General features: G+C 68.0%; 17 protein-coding genes. 4 read left to right on the forward strand and 13 right to left on the reverse strand.

Annotated elements, in window-relative coordinates; genetic code table 11:
- Nucleotides 1-9 precede the first annotated feature (9 nt).
- The gene (locus tag ACAM57_RS24930) at nt 10-1,173 is read left to right on the forward strand and encodes an acyl-CoA dehydrogenase family protein (RefSeq protein ID WP_369659339.1); all 1,164 of its coding nucleotides are present in this window, start codon (nt 10-12) and stop codon (nt 1,171-1,173) included.
- Between the two features lie 22 nt (nt 1,174-1,195).
- Complete coding sequence (locus ACAM57_RS24935; RefSeq protein ID WP_369659340.1) at nt 1,196-2,557, forward strand: MmgE/PrpD family protein; 1,362 nt, start codon at nt 1,196-1,198, stop codon at nt 2,555-2,557.
- Between the two features lie 6 nt (nt 2,558-2,563).
- On the opposite strand, the gene ACAM57_RS24940 is transcribed toward ACAM57_RS24935, so the two are convergent.
- The 11 genes from ACAM57_RS24940 to yaaA all read right to left on the reverse strand — a co-directional run bounded on the left by ACAM57_RS24940 (nt 2,564) and on the right by yaaA (nt 12,606).
- Complete coding sequence (locus tag ACAM57_RS24940) at nt 2,564-3,286, reverse strand: arylmalonate decarboxylase (protein WP_369659341.1); 723 nt, start codon at nt 3,284-3,286, stop codon at nt 2,564-2,566.
- 2 nt (nt 3,287-3,288) lie between these two features.
- The gene (locus ACAM57_RS24945; protein ID WP_369659342.1) at nt 3,289-4,302 is read right to left on the reverse strand and encodes a Bug family tripartite tricarboxylate transporter substrate binding protein; all 1,014 of its coding nucleotides are present in this window, start codon (nt 4,300-4,302) and stop codon (nt 3,289-3,291) included.
- Nucleotides 4,303-4,373: 71 nt separating this feature from the next.
- Nucleotides 4,374-5,528: a mandelate racemase/muconate lactonizing enzyme family protein gene (locus ACAM57_RS24950; RefSeq protein WP_369659343.1), complete on the reverse strand. Its 1,155-nt coding sequence runs from the start codon at nt 5,526-5,528 to the stop codon at nt 4,374-4,376.
- Nucleotides 5,529-5,641: 113 nt separating this feature from the next.
- Nucleotides 5,642-6,529, reverse strand: a complete 888-nt coding sequence (locus tag ACAM57_RS24955; RefSeq protein WP_126023208.1) for a LysR family transcriptional regulator — start codon at nt 6,527-6,529, stop codon at nt 5,642-5,644.
- Nucleotides 6,530-6,701: 172 nt separating this feature from the next.
- Nucleotides 6,702-7,592, reverse strand: coding sequence for a LysR substrate-binding domain-containing protein (locus ACAM57_RS24960; protein WP_184635335.1), 891 nt, complete (start codon nt 7,590-7,592; stop codon nt 6,702-6,704).
- Nucleotides 7,593-7,672: 80 nt separating this feature from the next.
- The gene (locus tag ACAM57_RS24965; RefSeq protein ID WP_369659344.1) at nt 7,673-8,578 is read right to left on the reverse strand and encodes an SDR family NAD(P)-dependent oxidoreductase; all 906 of its coding nucleotides are present in this window, start codon (nt 8,576-8,578) and stop codon (nt 7,673-7,675) included.
- 134 nt (nt 8,579-8,712) lie between these two features.
- The gene (locus ACAM57_RS24970) at nt 8,713-8,979 is read right to left on the reverse strand and encodes a hypothetical protein (protein WP_369659345.1); all 267 of its coding nucleotides are present in this window, start codon (nt 8,977-8,979) and stop codon (nt 8,713-8,715) included.
- A 46-nt stretch (nt 8,980-9,025) separates the two neighbouring features.
- Entirely contained in the window at nt 9,026-9,904 is an 879-nt protein-coding gene (gene queF, locus ACAM57_RS24975; protein ID WP_369659346.1) for an NADPH-dependent 7-cyano-7-deazaguanine reductase QueF, read from the reverse strand.
- Nucleotides 9,901-10,806 (reverse strand): alpha/beta fold hydrolase, encoded by a 906-nt coding sequence (locus tag ACAM57_RS24980; RefSeq protein ID WP_369659347.1) that lies wholly within the window; start codon nt 10,804-10,806, stop codon nt 9,901-9,903. Before ACAM57_RS24980 ends, queF begins: the two co-directional genes overlap by 4 nt.
- 14 nt (nt 10,807-10,820) lie before the next feature.
- The gene (locus ACAM57_RS24985; RefSeq protein WP_184635326.1) at nt 10,821-11,663 is read right to left on the reverse strand and encodes a 2OG-Fe(II) oxygenase; all 843 of its coding nucleotides are present in this window, start codon (nt 11,661-11,663) and stop codon (nt 10,821-10,823) included.
- 157 nt (nt 11,664-11,820) lie between these two features.
- A complete protein-coding gene (gene yaaA / locus ACAM57_RS24990; protein WP_369659348.1) occupies nt 11,821-12,606 on the reverse strand; it encodes a peroxide stress protein YaaA in 786 nt (261 codons plus the stop codon).
- 104 nt (nt 12,607-12,710) lie between these two features.
- On the opposite strand from yaaA, the gene ACAM57_RS24995 reads away from it, so the two are divergent.
- Both ACAM57_RS24995 and galU read left to right on the forward strand, forming a co-directional pair.
- Nucleotides 12,711-15,590: a valine--tRNA ligase gene (locus ACAM57_RS24995; protein ID WP_369659349.1), complete on the forward strand. Its 2,880-nt coding sequence runs from the start codon at nt 12,711-12,713 to the stop codon at nt 15,588-15,590.
- Nucleotides 15,591-15,689: 99 nt separating this feature from the next.
- Nucleotides 15,690-16,580 carry a UTP--glucose-1-phosphate uridylyltransferase GalU gene (gene galU, locus ACAM57_RS25000; protein WP_369659350.1) on the forward strand — a complete coding sequence of 297 codons (891 nt, stop codon included), beginning with the start codon at nt 15,690-15,692 and terminating at the stop codon, nt 16,578-16,580.
- A 68-nt stretch (nt 16,581-16,648) separates the two neighbouring features.
- Here the strand turns inward: galU and ACAM57_RS25005 are convergent, their stop codons facing one another.
- Both ACAM57_RS25005 and ACAM57_RS25010 read right to left on the reverse strand, forming a co-directional pair.
- The gene (locus tag ACAM57_RS25005; RefSeq protein ID WP_106937528.1) at nt 16,649-16,876 is read right to left on the reverse strand and encodes a sulfurtransferase TusA family protein; all 228 of its coding nucleotides are present in this window, start codon (nt 16,874-16,876) and stop codon (nt 16,649-16,651) included.
- The gene (locus tag ACAM57_RS25010) at nt 16,866-17,441 is read right to left on the reverse strand and encodes an NUDIX domain-containing protein (RefSeq protein ID WP_019654253.1); all 576 of its coding nucleotides are present in this window, start codon (nt 17,439-17,441) and stop codon (nt 16,866-16,868) included. Before ACAM57_RS25010 ends, ACAM57_RS25005 begins: the two co-directional genes overlap by 11 nt.
- Nucleotides 17,442-17,484: the final 43 nt, after the last annotated feature.

A 17,484-nucleotide genomic window follows, 5' to 3' on the forward strand; every position in this document is an offset into this window, starting at 1 on the left:
CGAAGACAGATGAACAACGCCAACGACAAGAACTTTCCCGACATCCGCGATGCGGTGCGCGACCTGTGCGCGCAGTTTCCCGACGCCTACTTCCGCAAGGTCGACGAGGAGCGCGGCTACCCCGCCGAATTCGTCGACGCGCTCACCAGGGCCGGCTGGATGGCCGCGCTGATTCCGCAGGAGTACGGCGGCTCGGGCCTGGGCCTGACCGAGGCCTCGGTGATCATGGAAGAAATCAACCGCTGCGGCGGCAACTCCGGCGCCTGCCACGGCCAGATGTACAACATGGGCACGCTGCTGCGCCACGGCAGCGAGGCGCAGAAGCGCGCCTACCTGCCGAAGATCGCCAACGGCGAACTGCGCCTGCAGTCCATGGGCGTAACCGAGCCCACCACCGGCACCGACACGACGAAGATCAAGACCACCGCCGTGAAGAAGGGCGACCGCTACGTCGTCAACGGGCAGAAGGTATGGATCTCCCGCATCCAGCACTCCGACCTGATGATCCTGCTGGCGCGCACCACGCCGCTGGCGGATGTGAAGAAGAAGTCGGAGGGCATGTCGATCTTCATCGTTGACCTGCGCGAGGCCATCGGCAAGGGGCTGGAGGTGCGGCCCATCCTGAACATGGTCAACCACGAGACCAACGAGCTGTTCTTCGAGAACCTGGAGATCCCGGCCGAGAACCTGATCGGCGAGGAAGGCCAGGGCTTCAAGTACATCCTCGACGGACTGAACGCAGAGCGCACGCTGATCGCGGCCGAGTGCATCGGCGACGGCTACTGGTTCATCGACCGGGTCACGAAGTACACGAAGGAGCGCGTGGTGTTCGGCCGGCCCATCGGCCAGAACCAGGGCGTGCAGTTTCCCATCGCCGAATCGTTCATCGAGGTGGAGGCCGCGAACCTCATGCGCTACGAAGCCTGCCGCCTCTTCGACGCACACCAGCCTTGCGGCGCGCAGGCCAACATGGCGAAGTACCTCGCGGCCAAGGCGAGCTGGGAGGCCGCCAACGCATGCCTGCAGTTCCATGGCGGCTTCGGCTTCGCCTGCGAATACGACATCGAGCGCAAGTTCAGGGAGACACGGCTCTACCAGGTGGCGCCGATCTCGACGAACCTGATCCTGAGCTACGTGGCGGAGCACATGCTCGGCCTTCCACGCTCGTTCTGAACGAATGAAGGACGCGATTGCCATGAACCCTGTGGACCATCCGAGCAAGGTGCTCGCCACCTTCGCCGCCGAACTGAAGTTCGACGCCATCCCCGCCCCCGTGCTGCGCCGCACCGAGGACCTGATGCTCGACTGGCTGGGCTCGGTGCTCGCCGCGCGCACGGCGCGGCCGGTGCGCAACATCGAGCGCTTCGCGCAGATGATGGGCCCCGCCGAGGGGCCCAGCGAGCTGCTGACCTCGCGCCGCACGACTTCGCCGGTTTTCGCGGCGCTGGTCAACGCGGCGGCCTCGCATTTCGTGGAGCAGGACGACGTGCACAACGGCTCCGTCTTCCACCCGGCCGCAGTCGTCATCGCGCCCGCGCTGGCCGTGGCGCAGAGCATCGGCGCGAGCGGCGCGCAGCTGCTCACTGCGGTGGTCGCGGGCTATGAAGTCGGAATCCGGGTCGGCGAATTCCTCGGCCGCTCGCACTACAAGACCTTCCACACGACCGCGACGGCGGGCACGCTCGCGGCCGCAGCAGCCGTGGGCCGGCTGCTGGAACTCACGCCGCAGCAGATGCTGCACGCCTTCGGCTCGGCCGGCACTCAGTCGGCCGGTGTGTGGGAATTTTTGCGCGACGCGGCCGACTCGAAGCAGCTGCACTGCGCGCACGCCGCCGCCAGCGGCCTGATGTCGGCCTACCTCGCGCAGGACGGTTTCACCGGCGCCGCGAAGATCCTCGAAGGCGCGCAGGGGCTGGGCGTGGGCATGTCCAGCGACGCCGACCCGGCGAGGCTCACCGACGGCCTGGGCACGCGCTGGACGCTGGCCGAGACCTCCTTCAAGTACCACGCCTCCTGCCGCCACACCCACCCGGCCGCCGACGCGCTACTGCAGGTGATGACACAGAACAAGCTGAAGCCCGCCGACGTGTCGGGCGTGACCACGCACGTGCACCAGGGCGCCATCGACGTGCTGGGCCGCGTGGACGTGCCCGCCACGGTGCACCAGGGCAAGTTCTCGATGGGCACGGTGCTGGGTCTGATCGCGGTGCACGGCCGAGCGGGCCTGGGCGAGTTCGACCGCGACTTCCTCGCGCCCGAGGTCTCGGCCTTCCGCGAGAAGGTAACGATGCAGCTCGACGAGGAGGTGGACACCGCCTACCCCGCACGCTGGATCGGCAAGGTCAGCGTGCGGACCGCCGACGGACGCACGCTGCAGGGCCGCGTCGACGAGCCCAAGGGCGACCCCGGCAACAGCCTGAGCCGCGCCGAGATCGAGGACAAGATGCAGCGCCTCGCGCACTACGGCGAAGGCGCCACGGCCGAGGAAGCCAGGGCGCTGTGCCAGCGCGTCTGGCAGCTGGCCGACACGCCGCGCGTGGGGCGCTGGCTGGCCTGAAGGCCTTCAGGCCGGTGCAGTCCAGGCGAAGAGCCGGCCGCAGCCTGGCGAGCGCGCATCGAGCCCCGCGGTGCGCGCCAGGTCCCAGAAGCCGGCGGGCGAGCTGGACACCACGGGCACCTGAAGGCGCTCCTCCACCTCGCGCACCGCGTCGAGCGTGACCAGCCCGCCGCAGGAGATCAGGATGCCGTCGGCGCCCGGCTGCGCCTCGAACACCTTCACGCACAGGTCCACCAGCGCCCTGGTGGGCACCTTGCCCACGGCCTGCACGTCGGAGATGGAAAGGCCCTCGAGCGCCAGCGGCTCGAAGTCGCTTTGCTGCAGATAGCCGCGCAGCTGCGCGTTGACCTCGTCGATGTAGGCCGTGGCCACCGCAACGCGCCGCACCTTCAGGTGACGCAGCCCGTTGACGATGGCATTGCTCATGGTCGTACAGGGCAGGCCGGTGGCGCGCGCCATCTCGATCTCGAGCTGGCGGTTGAAGGCCGCGCCGCGGAAGAAGCTCAGCGAAGTGCCCATGAGCGAGATCGCGGAAACGCCCTCTTCCTTGAGCGCAACGGCCTTCGCGACCACGGAGTCGATGACGTCCAGATAGCCGCGCGTGGAGATTTCTCCCAGGCCCAGCCCGCGCGCGCTGAAGCGGATGCGCTCGCCGTAGAGCAGCGGCCCGTCCACCGGCACGGCGCCTGCCGCCGGCGGCACGATCAGGCCCAGATGAGGCTGCGCCATGCTCAGCTCCCCTCGGCCACGATGTGCTGCTCGGCGATGATCTTCTTCCACCGCGAGGTCTCCGCCGCCATGTCCTTGCCGAGCTGGGCCGGCGTGGCGTACGCGCGCAGCGTGCCCTGCGCGGCGGCCGCGGCGCCGGCCTCGGGCGTGTCGAGCACCGACTTCACCGCGGCCGAGAGCTTGTCGACGATGTCGTTGGGCGTACCGGCCGGCGCCAGCACGAAGATGCGCGGCGCCACGTCGAAGCCCGGCAGGGCATCGGCCAGCGGCGGCACGCTCTCGGCGCCCTCGAGCTTTGCGGTGTTCATCATCGCCAGCGCGCGCAGCTTGCCCGCCTTGGCCTGCGCCATGCCGGCGGTGGCGCTCACCACGCCGATCGGAATCTGGCCACCGATCACGTCGGGCACGATCTGCGCGGCGCCGCGGTACGGCACGTGCACCACGGGGCTGCCGGTGGCCTGCTTGAGCATCTCGAAGCCCAGGTGCTGCACCGTGCCCACGCCCGAGGTGGCGTACGAGTAGCGCGAGGCGTTGGCCTTGAGCTCCTTCACCAGCTCGGCCGGCGTCTTCGCGGGAAAGTCGTTGCCGGCCACGATCATCAGCGGCGAAATGAAGGCCCCGGCCACCGGCTTGAAGCTGGTGAGCGGGTCCAGCGCGATCTTCGGCTGCAGCAGCTTGGCGGCGAGCAAGGCGCTGTCGCCCATCATCAGCGTGTAGCCGTCGGGCGGCGCCTTGGCGACGAAGTCGGCGGCGATGAGGCCGGTGGCGCCGGTGCGGTTCTCCACCAGCACCTGCTGGCCCAGCACGTTCGACAGCCGCGTGCCGAGCAGGCGCGCCACCGCGTCGACACCACCGCCGGCCGAATAGCCGACGATGAGGCGGATGGGCTTGTCGGGGTACTTCTGGGCCTGGGCCCAGGCGGCGGGCGCCACGAGGGCACCGATGAGTCCGAGGGCGGCCATCGCGCGCAATGCATGGCGGCGCGCGGGTGGTCGAATCGCTTGTCTGGCTTTCATCATGTCTCCGTTGTCTTTGGTCGGACGCCGGCCGTCTGTCGCGGCCCGGTCGTTTGGGAAGAAAGTGTGGCTCAGGCCTTGCCCTTGCCGTGCGAGGTCGGCAGCTTCGCCAGCTCGCGCACGCGCTCGGCGTTGGGCGCGAAGCCCAGGCCCGGCGTCTCGGGCAGTGTGAGCCAGCCCTGGTCGGGCACGGGCAGGCCATCGAAGATCTGCTTGAGCATCTGCACCGCCACGTAGTGGTACTCGACGAGGCCGCCGTTCGACACGCCCGCGTGCAGGTGCATGTTGTGGAAGGGCCAGGCACCGCCGTTGTCGATGGGCACGTTGAAGGCCTGCGCCATGCCCGCGATCTTCAGCACCTGCGAGTAGCCGCCCGAGATGGTCACGTTGGGCTGCAGCACGTCGGCCGCCTGGTTCACCAGCAGGTCGCGGAAGCGGAAGGCCAGGCCCTCGTTCTGGCCGCACGCCAGCGGGATGCGGGTGCGCGAGCGCAGCTGGGCCATCTGGCGCACATCGTTCTGCGTGAGCGGCTCCTCGAAGAAGCTGATGCCGTAGGGCTCGATGCGGTGCGCCAGTTCGGTGGCGTGGAACAGGTCGAGGCCGCAGTTGGCGTCGACGTAGAGCTTGACGTCGGGGCCCACGGCCTCGCGCACGGCGGCGACGCGGCGCACGTCTTCCGCGATGACTTCATCGAGCGGGCGCGGCTCGTCGCGGCGCGCGAGCGCGTGGTTGCCCACGGTCATCTTCAGCCGCTGGAAGCCCTGCGAGACCCACAGCTTCGCGGCGGCGGCGAGCTGGTCGCGCTCGAAGAAGCCGAAGCCGAAGGTGGCGTACACCGGCACCTTCGCACGCGCGCCGCCCAGCAGGCGCCACAGCGGCTGGCCGAGCGCGCGGGCCTTGATGTCCCACAGCGCGATGTCGAGCGCGGCAATCGTGTGGCTGGCGTAGCCGGTCTGGCCGCGCGGCGAGAGCAGCCAGTAGAGCTTTTCCCACAGGCGCTCGGTGGCCATCGGGTCTTCACCGATCAGCGCGGGGCCCGCCACCTCGCGCACGGCGGCGGCGATGATTTCTTCCTCGGTGATGGCCGTCATGCCGTGGCCGACGAGGCCCGTGTCGGTCTCGATCTCGGTGAGGCACAGCGACAGCGAGGTCTGCTTGTTCAGGCCGACCACGTCGATGGTGACGGGAATGTTCAGCGGCGTGGCGCTGACGCGAACGATCTTCAAGTCTTGTCTCCTTTGTTGGAGCGCGCATCTTTGCGCGCGCGCCGCCGGAGAACAATTCGTTTTTGGCGGGAGCGAGGCTTCGCGCGGCGCGAAGCCTCGACGGATGCGGTGCCTCAGTCGGGCAGGCCGAGATGCTCCAGCACCGAGCGCGCGGCCACCGTCAGCTCCTGCTGCCTGCGCACGCACAGCAGGTGGCGCCTGTTGGCCCAGGGCGCGTCGAGCTTCAGGCAGCGCAGCTTCAGTATCTGCAGCTGCGGCAGGATGGCCGCATAGGGCAGCACGCCGATGCCCGCGCCCTGCTCCACCATGCGGCAGACCATGTCGAAGCTGCCCACCTGCATGCGCACCTTCAGCGGCACGCCGGCCTCCAGCGCCGCCGACAGCAGCACCCGGTGCAGCGCCGTGCCTTCGCGCACCACGATGTGGTCGTGGCTCAGCACCTCGTCGACGCCGATGCGCCTGCGCCGCGCGAGCGGATGGTCGCGCGCCACCACCACGGCCAGCTCGTCGGTGCGGTAGGGCAGGCATTCGAGGCCCTCGGCGGGCGTGTTGCCCTCGATCACGCCGATGTCGGCGAGGCCCGCCTGCACCGCCTTCACCACCTCGGTGCTGGCCCGCTCCTGCAGGTCGATCTTCAGCACCGGGTGCAGCCGCAGGAAGGAGCCGATCTGCGCCGGCAGGAACTGCGCGATGGTCGACGCATTGGCCGTGATGCTGACCACGCCGGCCACGCCGTTCTGGAAGTCGTCGAGCTCGGCGCCCAGCCGGTCCATGGCCGAGAGCACGGCGCGCGCATGCAGCAGCAGCCCGTGGCCCGCCGAGGTGAGCGTGACGCCGCGCGCATGGCGCACCAGCAGCGGCAGCCGCGCGCGGGCCTCGAGGTCGGAGATGCGCTTGCTGGCCGCCGCCAGCGCGATGTGGCAGCGCTTGGCGCCTTCGCTGATGCTGCCGTGGTCAGCAACGGCGACGAACAGGCGCAGCGACTTCAGGTCGGCCGACATGCGCCCCCGTCGTTCAGGTTTTTCGAGGAGCCGATGTATCGCCCACGATGCGCTCGCTCGCCACGGCCGAGGTCAGGAACACCGCGGAACCGGCTTTGCCGGGCCGCAGGTGTTGCCCCCTGCAAGGGGGTTGGCGAAGCGACACGAAGTGCGCGAAGCCTGGGGGTGAGCGTCATGACGCAACGAGGTGGTCGAAGAGCTCGCGCGCGGAGGCCGGCAGCTGCTCGCGGCTGCGCGCGATCAGCTTCAGCTCGCGCTCGGCCCAGGCGTCGCTGAGCGCCACGGTCGAGATGCGCATCGCCATCGAAAGCCGCTGCGCCGACGACGCCGGCAGCACTCCGACGCCCACGCCCGCCTCGATCATCAGGCAGATGGCCTCGAAGCTGCTGACCTGGATGCGCGGGTTGAAGCCGCGCCCCGCGAGCTCGGCCCTGCGCTGCAGGAAGCGATGGATGGCGCTGCCGTGGTGCAGGCCCACGTGCTGCTCGTCGAGCGTGTCGGCAAAGGCCACCGATGGCACGCCCGCGAGGCGGTGCTTGGTCGGCACCACCAGCACGAGCTGGTTGCTGCCGAAGGGCTGCGCATCGAAGTCGCCCGTGTGCACGTCGCCCGCGAGGATGCCGATGTCGGCCTCGCCGTCAGCCACCGCGCGCACGATCTCCTCGCTGAGGTATTCGCGCAGGTCGACCTGCACGGCCGGATGCTGCGTGAGGAAGCCCGCCAGCTTCTGGGGCAGGTATTCGGTGATGGAGGTGGTGTTGGCGAACACCCGCACGTGGCCCTTGATGCCCTTGCCGAAGTCCTGCATGTCGCAGCGCAGGTGCTCCATCTGCTGCATCACGCGCTTGGCGTGATAGAGCACGGCCTGCCCCGCCGCCGTGAGGCTCACGCCCTGCGCGCTGCGGTGCAGCAGCTTGCCGCCCACGGCCTCTTCCATCTGCTTGATGCGCGTGGAGGCGGCGGCCAGCGAGATGCAGGCCTTCTCCGCGCCGCGCGTGAGGCTGTGCGCGTCCGCCACGTAGACGAACAGTTTCAGGTCGAACAGGTCGAAGTGCAGGTTCACCGGGCGCCGGTATCAAGGAGAAGGCGAAACGCGCATTGTCCGGCGAATGATGCCGCTCGCCGCCCTGTGCGGGTTTGTCCTCAGACCGGGTCCCAGCTGAAAACGTCCGCCGAGCGGTCGAGATCGAAGAAGCTGGCGCGCATCGCGGGCATGGCGTGCTCGGCGATGCTCTGCGGCGTCCAGCCCTCGGAACGGTGGATGGAGCGCACCGGACGCGGCTGGCTGATGAGCGAGATCTCGTTGTTGCGCACCGAGAAGATCTGGCCGTTGACCGCAGCCGCGGCATCGCTCGCGAGGTAGACCGCCAGCGGCGCGACCTTGGCGGGCGTCATCTGCCTGATCTTGTCGACGCGGGCGCGCTGCTCGTCGGTGTCGGTGGGAATCGCGCCGATCATGCGGCTCCAGGCGAAGGGCGCGATGCAGTTGGAGCGCACGTTGAATTTCTGCATGTCCAGCGCGATCGACTTCGACAGCGCCACGATGCCCAGCTTCGCCGCCGCGTAGTTGGCCTGCCCGAAGTTGCCGATGAGGCCCGAGGTGGAAGTCATGTGCACCAGCGCGCCCGACTCCTGCTCCTTGAAGTGCGTGGCGGCCGCGCGGCTCACGTAGTACGCGCCGTACAGGTGCACCTTGAGCACCGAGTCCCACTCGTCGACCGACATCTTGTGGAAGAAGCGGTCGCGCAGGATGCCGGCGTTGTTCACCACCGCGTCGATGCGCCCGAAGCTGTCGATGGCGCACTGCACGATGCGCGCCGCGCTCGCGGCGTCGGCCACGCTGTCGGTGCTGGGCACGGCCTGCCCGCCGGCCGCGCGGATCTCGTCGACCACCTGCTGCGCGGGGCCGGCGCTGCCCCCTGCTCCGTCGAGCGCCGCGCCGATGTCGTTGACCACCACCTTCGCACCATGCGCCGCCATCGCCAGCGCGATGTCGCGCCCGATGCCGCCGCCCGCGCCGGTGACGACGACCACTTTTCCTTCAACCATGCTTGCCTCTGCTGTGGATGTTCGTTCGCCCGCGGATCGCGGGCGAAATCCAGAATGCCACACGGAGGGCGACAGCGGGTTTGGGGTTTCCGAAGAGGGGCTTCAGGAGACCACGCGTCGAATCGCCTGGCGGCCTACGTCGTCCAACGCAAGGTAGGCCCGATAGCTGTCACAGCGAGCTGCGTCATGGCCTCTTGCAGAGACTCATAAGCTCCGCTGCCTGAACTAAACACTCCACGCTCGGTCGTCGAACCGTACAGCACATAGAAAACGATCTGCTCGACGTCGTCCCTGACATCCGGCTCGTCTTCATGGTCTCCCGTTCCGAAGCGAACGGACGAACGAATGATCCGGATATCACACTCAACCTCGCCGTCGTAAAGAAAGACGCCTTCCTTCACGATCTCCTGCCCGGGATACAACATTGGGGGGTGGCTCGCTATGCCCTTACTGCCTTGCCGTGCGGATGTTCGACGGCAGCGCCTGCGGCCAGCTCGTGCGGAAGGGGTTGATGTCGAGCCCGCCGCGGCGCGTGTAGCGCGCGTACACCGCGAGCTTGTTCGGCTTGCAGCGGGTCCAGATGTCCGTGAACATGCGCTCGGCGCAGGGTTCGTGGAACTCGTTGTGGTTGCGGAAGCTGACGATGTACGCGAGCAGGCCGGCCTGGTCGATGGGCGGGCCGCTGTAGCGGATCTGCACGCTGCCCCAGTCGGGCTGGCCGGTGACGAGGCAGTTGCTCTTGAGCAGCCGGCTGGTGAGCGTTTCGTTGACGGGCGCCTGCGTGGCGTCGCTGCTCAGCAGCTCGGGCGTGGGCTGGTAGTGGCTGCACTCGATGTCGAGGCGGTCGAGGTCGAGCCCGTCGAGCTCGTGCACCGGCTCGCGGTCGAACATGTCGGGTGCGAGCAGCGTCACGCCAATGGTGGCCTGCTGGTCGCTGCCGCGCCATGCCGCCTCCGACAGGTCGGCGCGCAGGCGCTCGCGCACCGCGTCGACGCTCGCGAACTGGCTGTTGTTGAAGCTGTTGAGGTAGAGCTTGAAGCTCTTGCTCTCGATGATGTTGGGCGTCTCGCAGGGAATGGTGAAGTGCGCGATGGCCAGCTGCGGCTTGCCGCGCAGGTTGAGCCAGCTCACTTCGAAGGCGCTCCAGAGGTCGGCGCCGAAGAAGGGCAGCGCACCGGTCTTGATGCCCATGGCCTCGCGCTGCGTGGCGCGCGCGATGGGAAAGAGCAGCGTGGGGTCGTAATGGTCGGCGTAGGCCGAGGCGCGGCCCAGCTGCGACTGCTCGGGCGTGTTCGGGCTGTGTGGGGTGTGCGGATCGTGGCTCATGGTCTTGCTGTGTCTCGGGCATCGGCCGCGTGCGCGAACGGTGCGATGTGGCGGGCGAGGATGTCGCACACCTCGGGCGGCAGGTCGTGGCCCATGCCGGGAACGGAAACGAACTTCGAGCCCGGGATGCGCCGGGCCGTGTCTTCGCCGCAGGCGATGGGCACGAGCGCGTCGGCCTCGCCGTGCAACACCAGCGTGGGCGACTGGATGCGCGGCAGCAGCGCGGGGCGCTCGTCGTCGGCGCCGATGGCGAGCATCTGCCGCATCAGGCCGGCCGGGTGATAGGAGCGGCGCATGCTGAAGACGAGCCGCTCGGAGAGCTCTTCGTCGGTCTGCGGATAGGCCGGGCTCTGGATGAGCCGCAGCAGCCGGATGCTGTGCGCGACCAGCGCGGCTTCGTCGCGGCCCATCGGCCGGCGCATGAGCATGGCGGCGACCTCGCGGCGCGGGCCGGGCAGGCCGCGCGCCCCGCTGGAGCTCATGATGCTCACGAGGCTGGCGGTGCGCTGTGGTGCGAAGGCCGCGATGCGCTGGGCGATCATGCCGCCCATGGAGGCGCCGACGATGTGGGCCTTGCCGATGCCCAGGGCCTCGAGCACGCCGAGCGAATCGAGGGCCATGTCCTGCAGCGTGTAGGCCGAGCGCACCTTCAGGCCGAGGCGGTGGCGGATCGTCTCCCACACGATGTTGCCCACGCCCGCGTGGTCGAAGCCCTGGCTCAGGCCGATGTCGCGGTTGTCGTGGCGCACCACGCGAAAGCCCGCGTCCACCAGCTGCTGCACGAAGGCCGTCGGCCACGCGACGAGCTGCATGCCCAGGCCCATGATGAGCAGGATGACGGGGCGGCCCTCGCCCCCGGTGTCGTCGACTTCGATCTGCAGCCCGTTGGCGGTGACTTTCATCCGGGAGCTGCCTGCTACTTGAATTCGCGCTCGCGAAGCCACTTGGTGGCGACCCACTTCTCGCCCGCCAGCACCGGCGCGCCGCCGTGCAGGGTTCGGGTGACGGGGTCGGGCCGGTCGTAGCTGAAGAACACGCCGCAGCCGCGCGCCGGGGCCACTTCGAGGCCCACGTCGGGGAAGGTGGTGGCGCCGCCGCCCTCGGGCTCCTGCAGGTACATCACCAGCGTGGCGACGCGCTGGCCGCCGCGCTTGAGGATGGTGGGCGTGCCGGGCTCGTTGGGGTCGAAGTAGTCGTAGTGCGGGCGGTACTGCGCGCCGGGCGCGTAGCGCAGTATCTGCAGGCCCTCGCCGAATTCGAGCGGCCAGCGCAGCAGCGCTGCGATGCGCTGCTCGACGCGGGCGACGATCTCGTTCTCGCCGCGTTCGAAGAACATGCCGTCGCTGGTGCGGTCGACGTTGAGCACCTCGCCGCCGGTACGCGTCTCGACCGTGAGCGAGCGCGCAAGCCGCACGCGCGCGGCGGCGATCAGCCCTTCGCACTCCTCCGTCGACAGCAGGTTGCCGAAGACCACCACGCGCGGGTGCCGCATGGTCTGCAGCACCTGCACGCGGCGGTCGCCCGCATCGATGTACAGCGGCGCGCCGTCGAGGTCGGGCCCGGGCATCTTCGCCTGCACGGAGGGCAGCGCGACTTCCACGTTCGGGAAGCCGGCTTCGAGCTGGGCCAGCGCCACGTCGGCGGCGGCGTCGTGCCAGCCCGCCGCGCGCATGGAAGCGCGCAGCGCCGGCACCGAATGCCCGGCTGCGAGCTGGGCTACCAGCCACTCGCGCAGTTCCGGACTGATCGCTTGGGACATCTCAATACTCCTGCACGTTGCGGCACCCCCGCAACGCATGAAAAAACCGCCACGCCCCCAATGCCAGGAACACCGCGGAACCGGCTTTGCCGGGCCGCCGGTGTTGCCCCCTGCAAGGGGGTTGGCGCAGCGACACGAAGTGCGCGAAGACTGGGGGTCAGTCCAACCTTCTCCTGAACACCAATCTGTCTGGTTTGGACACTTCAGCGTCGAAACCATAACCCTCGAGATCGAACTTTTCCAGTGCCTTGGGCGTGGCCGCCTTGTGCTGCGCGGCCCATCGCGCCATCAGGCCGCGGGCGCGCTTGGCGAAGAAGCTCACGATCTTGTAGCGATCGCCCTTCCACTCCTCGAACACGCATTCGACCACACGGGCCTTGAGCACTTTCCGGTCCACCGACTTGAAGTACTCGTTCGATGCGACGTTGATCACCACCGGCGAGCTGTCGGCCGCGAGGCGCTGGTTCAGGTGCTCGGCGATGCGCGAGCCCCAGAAGGCGTAGAGATCCTTGCCGTGGCGGTTGGCCAGCTGGGTGCCCATCTCGAGGCGATAGGGCTGCAGCAGGTCGAGCGGGCGAAGCAGGCCGTAGAGGCCGCTGAGGATGCAGACGTGGTCCTGCGCCCAGGCCAGCTGGGCCTTGGTGAGGGTGCGGGCGTCGAGGCCACCGTAGACGTCGCCGTCGAAGGCGAAGGCGGCCTGGCGGGCGTTCTTCGGGCTGCTCTTGCTGGACCAGGCCTCGTAGCGGGCCACGTTCAGGGCCGAGAGCTTGTCCGACAGGCTCATGAGCTCGGAGATCTGCTGGGGCGACTTCTCGCGCAGCAGCTTGATGAGTTCGACCGAAGGGCCGCGGGGCGATTCGAAATGGGGCTGGGTGGCAGGGATTTCGGAGGGGACGGGGGTTTCGTAGTCGAGCGACTTCGCAGGGGAAAGCAGGAACAGCATGCCGGAATTATCAGTGGCGGCCATGACAGGGGCGGCCCCGGTAAAATCGCCGGCTACCTCCCTGTGTCCCCGACGGCCCCCGAAGGGCCGTTCCTGCATTTCCCATGAGCGAACCCATCACCCCTCCCGCCCAGCCTGGTCTGGACAGCCTTTCCAAATCGTTCGAGCCCGCCGCCATCGAGGCGCACTGGGGCCCCGAATGGGAGAAGCGCGGCTACGCTAAGGCCGGCTTCCGCGGCACGCAGCAACCCAAGGAAGGCGCCGAGTCGTTCGCGATCCAGCTGCCGCCGCCCAACGTGACGGGCACGCTGCACATGGGCCATGCGTTCAACCAGACGATCATGGACAGCCTCGCGCGGTATCACCGCATGAAGGGCGACAACACGCTGTGGGTGCCCGGCACCGACCACGCCGGCATCGCGACGCAGATCGTGGTGGAGCGCCAGCTGCAGGATCAGAAGGTCAGCCGCCACGACTTGGGCCGCAAGAACTTCGTGGCGCGCGTGTGGGAGTGGAAGGAGAAGTCGGGCAACACCATCACCCAGCAGATGCGCCGCATGGGCGACACGGTGGACTGGAGCCGCGAGTACTTCACCATGGACGACGACCTCTCCAAGGTCGTGACCCACACCTTCGTGAAGCTGTACGAAGAAGGCCTGATCTACCGCGGCAAGCGCCTGGGCAACTGGGACCCGGTGCTCAAGACCTCGGTGAGCGACCTTGAGGTCGAGAGCGAGGAGGAAGACGGCTCGCTCTGGCACATCGCCTACCCGCTGGAAGACGGCAGCGGCACGCTGACCGTGGCGACCACCCGGCCCGAAACCATGCTCGGCGACACGGCCGTGATGGTCCACCCCGAGGACGAGCGCTACAAGCATCTCATCGGCCAGCGCGTGAAGCTGCCGCTGGTGGACCGGCTGATCCCGATCATTGCCGACGACTACGTCGACAAGGAGTTCGGCACCGGCGTCGTGAAGGTCACGCCCGCGCACGACTACAACGACTACGCCGTCGGCCAGCGCCACAAGCTGGACATGATCGGCGTGCTCACGCTCGACGCCACCATCAACGACAACGCCCCCGAGAAGTACCGCGGCCTCGACCGCTTCGTGGCGCGCAAGGCCATCGTGGCCGACCTCGACGCGCTGGGCCTGCTGGTCGAGGTAAAGAAGCACAAGCTGATGGTGCCGCGCTGCGCGCGCTCGGGCGCCATCGTCGAGCCGATGCTCACCGACCAGTGGTACGTGGCCATGACGCGCCCCGGCGCGGACGGCCAGTCGATCGCGCAGAAGGCCATCGACGTGGTCAAGTCGGGCGAGGTGCGCTTCGTGCCCGAGAACTGGGTCAACACCTACAACCACTGGATGGAGAACATCCAGGACTGGACCATCTCGCGCCAGCTCTGGTGGGGCCACCAGATTCCCGCCTGGTACGACGAGGAAGGCAACGTGTACGTGGCGGAAGACGAAGCCGCCGCGCAGGCCAAGGCGCCCGGCAAGACGCTGACGCGCGACGAGGACGTGCTCGACACCTGGTATTCGTCGGCGCTGGTGCCCTTCTCGTCGCTGGGCTGGCCCGGGAAGACGCAGGACCTCGACCTGTACCTGCCCTCCACCGTGCTGGTGACCGGCTACGACATCATCTTCTTCTGGGTCGCCCGGATGATCATGATGACCAAGCACTTCATCGGCAAGGTGCCGTTCAAGCACGTCTACATCCACGGCCTGGTGCGCGACGCGCAGGGCAAGAAGATGAGCAAGTCCGAAGGCAACGTGCTCGACCCGGTGGACCTGATCGACGGCATCGAGCTGCCCGCGCTCCTGGACAAGCGCACGCAGGGCCTGCGCAAGCCCGAGACGGCGCCGGCCGTTCGCAAGAACACGCAAAAAGAGTTTCCGGACGGCATTCCGGCCTTCGGCGCCGACGCGCTGCGCTTCACCTTCGCTTCGCTGGCCTCGCTGGGCCGAAGCATCAACTTCGACTCGAAGCGCTGCGAGGGCTATCGCAACTTCTGCAACAAGCTGTGGAACGCCACGCGCTTCGTGCTGATGAACTGCGAGGGCCAGGACTGCGGCCTGCTGGAGCACAGCAAGGAAGACTGCAAGGTCGGCGGCAAGGCCCACGGCTACCTGAAGTTCAGCCGCGCCGACTACTGGATCGTGTCCAAGCTGCAGCGCGTGGAGGCCGAGGTGGCCCAGGGCTTCGAGGAATATCGCCTCGACAACGTGGCCACCGCGATCTACCAGTTCGCCTGGGACGAGTTCTGCGACTGGTACCTCGAGATCGCCAAGGTGCAGATCCAGACCGGCGACGACGCGCAGAAGCGCGCCACGCGCCGCACGCTCATCCGCGTGCTCGAGACGCTGCTGCGCCTGGCGCATCCAGTGATTCCTTTCATCACCGAAGAGCTGTGGCAGAAGGTTTCGAAGGTTGCAGGACGTGAGGGCGAGTCGATCATGATCGCCGCGTATCCGAAGAGCCAGCCCGAGAAGATCGACGAGGCGGCCGAAGCATATGTGGCGCGGTTGAAGGCGCTGGTGGATGCGTGCCGCACGCTGCGCGGCGAGATGAACGTGTCGCCCGCCACGCGCCTGCCGCTGTACGCGGTGGCCGACGATGCCGAGGGCGCGGCCTTCCTGCGCGAATCGGCGCCGGTGCTGCAGGCGCTCGCCAAGCTCAAGGAAGTGAAGGTCTTCGACGACGAGGCCTCGTGGTCGGCCGCAGCCGAGGCCGCGCCCGTGGCCGTGGTTGGCGCGGCGCGCCTGTGCCTGCACATGGAAATCGACAAGGCCGCGGAGAAGCTTCGCATCGGCAAGGAAGTGGCGCGCGTCGAAGGCGAGATCGCCAAGGTGCACTCGAAATTGGGTAACGAAGCGTTCGTCGCGAAGGCCCCGCCGGCCGTGATCGAGCAGGAACGTAAACGTCTGACTGACTTCACGGCCACTCTGGAGCGCCTGCGCGACCAGCTTGTACGCCTCGGCTGACAGACTCCGGGTTTCGAAGGCGTTTAGGATGCTTGGAGCGGCTGCGCGCCGTTTCGCATCCTGCCATCCCCCTCTTTGACGAAAGACGCTGAACCGCCCATGTCCACATCCGCGACCCGCATCCGCAAGGCCGTATTTCCCGTTGCAGGCTTCGGCACCCGCTTCCTGCCGGCCACGAAGGCGCAACCCAAGGAAATGCTGCCCGTGGTCGACAAGCCGCTGATCCAGTACGCCGTCGAGGAAGCGTACGCAGCCGGCATCCGCGACATGATCTTCGTGACCGGCCGCAACAAGCGCGCGATCGAAGACCACTACGACACCGCCTACGAACTCGAGAGCCAGCTTGAGGCCAGCGGCAAGACCGCGCTGCTCAACATCGCGCGCTCGGTCATGCCCGACGACATGACCTGCTCGTATGTGCGCCAGCCGCGCATGCTGGGCCTGGGCCACGCGGTGCTGTGCGCCGAGCACCTGGTCGGCAACGAACCCTTCGCCGTGCTGCTGGCGGACGACCTGATGGTCGGCCCCGACGGCGGCCAGCCCGTGCTGGCGCAGATGACCGAAGCCTTCGGCCGCCTCGGCGGCTCGCTGCTGGCGGTGCAAGAAGTTCCGCTCGAACACGTCAAGCGCTACGGCATCGTGGCCGGCGACGCGATCGAGGAAGGCCTGGTGAAGGTCAGCCGCATGGTCGAGAAGCCGAAGCCCGAAGAGGCGCCCTCGCGCCTGGGCGTGGCCGGCCGCTACATCCTCACGCCGGGCGTGTTCGACGAGATCCGCAACCAGCCCAAGGGCGCGGGCGGCGAGATCCAGCTGACCGACGGCATCGCGGCGCTGATGAAGAAGGAGTCGGTCTACGCCTACTCGTACAAGGGCATCCGCTACGACTGCGGCAGCAAGGAAGGCTTCCTGCAGGCGTCGGTGGAACTGGCGCTGGCACACCCCGAAGTGGGCGCGGATTTCCGCGAGTACCTCAAGAGCCTGAAGCTGTAATCCGCAGCTTCGAGCACACGCAGAAAGGGCCGCAGCAGCGGCCCTTTTTTCTTCTCGGCTCGTCGCGCTCAGCGGCGCTTGAGCACATGGATGAAGTCGGTGCCCACGGTTTCCTGCTCCATCAGCTCATTGCCCGTCTGGCGCGCGAAAGCCTGGAAGTCGCGGATCGATCCGGGGTCGGTCGACACCACCTTCAGCAGCTGGCCGCTCGTCATCTCGTTGAGGGACTTCTTCGCCTTGAGGATGGGCAGCGGACAGTTCAGCCCGCGCGTATCGAGCTCGCGATCAGCTTGCATTGCCTGGCTCCGGCGGCAGGTTGAGGCCGCGGCGGCGCTCCTCGTTCTCGGCGGCGGTGAAGAACACCGGCTCGTGCCCGCGCGTGCGCAGCCAGTCGGCCAGCGCATACCCGGTGCCGGCGGGCCAGCACTTGAGATCGGGCAGATCGTAGAGCCGGTAGTCGACCAGCTCGGGCGAGAGCTTCACCTCGCCATCGGCCACCACGTGATAGGCGATGATGACCTGGTTCATGCGCTGGAAGTCGTAGGCGCCCACGATCTTCGTTGCGCTCACGTCGAGGTTGGTCTCTTCCTTCACCTCGCGCGCGATGCCCTCCTCGGGCGTCTCGCCGGCCTCCATGAAGCCGGTGATGAGCGCGAACATCTTGCCGGGCCACGCGGCATTTCGCGCCAGCAGCACCTGGCCACGGTATTCGACGATGGCCGCGAGCACGGGCGTCGGATTGTTCCAGTGCGTGTGGCCGCAGTTGGGGCAGCGCAGCCGCTCCTTGGGGCCGCCGTCTTCCATCAGTGCGATCCACTCGAGCGGCGTGGCGCAGACCTGGCAGAACTTGGGGTGGGGCATGGGGGTCTCTTTTCTTTCTTCTTTGGCGCCTGCTCGCGTTGGG

This window comes from Variovorax sp. V15, assembly GCF_041154425.1.
In the GTDB taxonomy this organism is placed as follows: domain Bacteria; phylum Pseudomonadota; class Gammaproteobacteria; order Burkholderiales; family Burkholderiaceae_C; genus Variovorax; species Variovorax guangxiensis.

Bases quoted from the DNA above. Each gene is read 5' to 3' on its own strand.
- ACAM57_RS24930 (WP_369659339.1), top strand. From the start codon at position 10: ATGAACAACGCCAACGACAAGAACTTTCCCGACATCCGCGATGCGGTG.
- ACAM57_RS24935 (WP_369659340.1), top strand. From the start codon at position 1,196: ATGAACCCTGTGGACCATCCGAGCAAGGTGCTCGCCACCTTCGCCGCC.
- ACAM57_RS24940 (WP_369659341.1), bottom strand. From the start codon at position 3,286: ATGGCGCAGCCTCATCTGGGCCTGATCGTGCCGCCGGCGGCAGGCGCC.
- ACAM57_RS24945 (WP_369659342.1), bottom strand. From the start codon at position 4,302: ATGAAAGCCAGACAAGCGATTCGACCACCCGCGCGCCGCCATGCATTG.
- ACAM57_RS24955 (WP_126023208.1), bottom strand. From the start codon at position 6,529: ATGTCGGCCGACCTGAAGTCGCTGCGCCTGTTCGTCGCCGTTGCTGAC.
- ACAM57_RS24965 (WP_369659344.1), bottom strand. From the start codon at position 8,578: ATGGTTGAAGGAAAAGTGGTCGTCGTCACCGGCGCGGGCGGCGGCATC.
- queF (WP_369659346.1), bottom strand. From the start codon at position 9,904: ATGAGCCACGATCCGCACACCCCACACAGCCCGAACACGCCCGAGCAG.
- ACAM57_RS24980 (WP_369659347.1), bottom strand. From the start codon at position 10,806: ATGAAAGTCACCGCCAACGGGCTGCAGATCGAAGTCGACGACACCGGG.
- ACAM57_RS24985 (WP_184635326.1), bottom strand. From the start codon at position 11,663: ATGTCCCAAGCGATCAGTCCGGAACTGCGCGAGTGGCTGGTAGCCCAG.
- yaaA (WP_369659348.1), bottom strand. From the start codon at position 12,606: ATGCTGTTCCTGCTTTCCCCTGCGAAGTCGCTCGACTACGAAACCCCC.
- ACAM57_RS24995 (WP_369659349.1), top strand. From the start codon at position 12,711: ATGAGCGAACCCATCACCCCTCCCGCCCAGCCTGGTCTGGACAGCCTT.
- galU (WP_369659350.1), top strand. From the start codon at position 15,690: ATGTCCACATCCGCGACCCGCATCCGCAAGGCCGTATTTCCCGTTGCA.
- ACAM57_RS25005 (WP_106937528.1), bottom strand. From the start codon at position 16,876: ATGCAAGCTGATCGCGAGCTCGATACGCGCGGGCTGAACTGTCCGCTG.
- ACAM57_RS25010 (WP_019654253.1), bottom strand. From the start codon at position 17,441: ATGCCCCACCCCAAGTTCTGCCAGGTCTGCGCCACGCCGCTCGAGTGG.